Raw genomic sequence first — 883 nt, forward strand, 5'->3', positions numbered from 1 at the left:
CCCACCGCCTCCGCCGCGCGCCGGATCGTCGCCGCGCTCGTCCGGGACGGCGGCGACGGGGAGGTCGCGGTCGCGGACGGCCCCGTCCTGCGCGAGGTCCGGCTGGGGGACGCGCTCGCCGCGGACGGCCTCACAGTGCACGACGCGCGCGGACCCGACGGGCGCGACCGGGTGCGGGCGGCCCGCGTCGCCGTGACCGGGGCCGACTTCCTGGTGGCGGGCAGCGGGACCGTGGTCGTCCTGGAGGCGGACGGCGCGGCTCGCGCCTGCGCGACCGTTCCCGAGACGCTGGTCTGCGTCGCGGGGCTGGACCGGACCGTACCGACCTGGGAGGACATGGAGGTGCTGCTCCAGCTTCTGCCGCGCGCGGCGGGCGGAGACCGGCTGAGCGCGCGGGTGTCGGCGTGGTCGGGCGTCGTCCCCGGCGACGGCCCGCGCGAGGTGCACGTGGTGCTGGTGGACAACGGCCGCACCCGCATCCTCGGCGACGAGGCCGGCCGGGAGGCGCTGCGGTGCATCGGCTGCGGCGCGTGCTCGGCGGTGTGCCCGGTGTACGAGCGGGTGGGGGAGCGCCCCTACGACCCGCGCGGGACGGGGCCGTCCGGGCCGATCGGCGCGGTGTGGACGCCGCTGGCGCGCGGCGTCGACCGGGCGCAGACGGCGTCGCTGCCGTTCGCGTCCACGCTGTGCGGTGCGTGCGCGGAGGTCTGTCCGGTGAAGATCGATATTCCGGGGCTGCTGGTGCGGCTGCGCGGCGAGGTCGTGGACGCGCGCCGGCACCGCCCCGTCCCGGCGCCGGAGGCCGCGGTGATGCGCGGCCTCGCGTGGACGATGGCCGACGCCCGCCGGTTCGAGGCGGCCGTCGGGGGCGCGACCCGGTGGG

At 79.0% G+C, this 883-nt stretch carries 1 protein-coding gene; it reads left to right on the top strand.

Translation table 11 applies throughout. From position 1 onward, the window contains the following. A partial coding sequence (locus DZF91_RS23130) for a 4Fe-4S dicluster domain-containing protein (RefSeq protein ID WP_147341292.1) occupies window positions 1–883 on the top strand: 883 nt, incomplete at both ends.

Origin of the sequence: Actinomadura logoneensis (genome assembly GCF_003428695.1) — a bacterium.
Taxonomy (GTDB): Bacteria; Actinomycetota; Actinomycetes; order Streptosporangiales; family Streptosporangiaceae; genus Spirillospora; species Spirillospora logoneensis.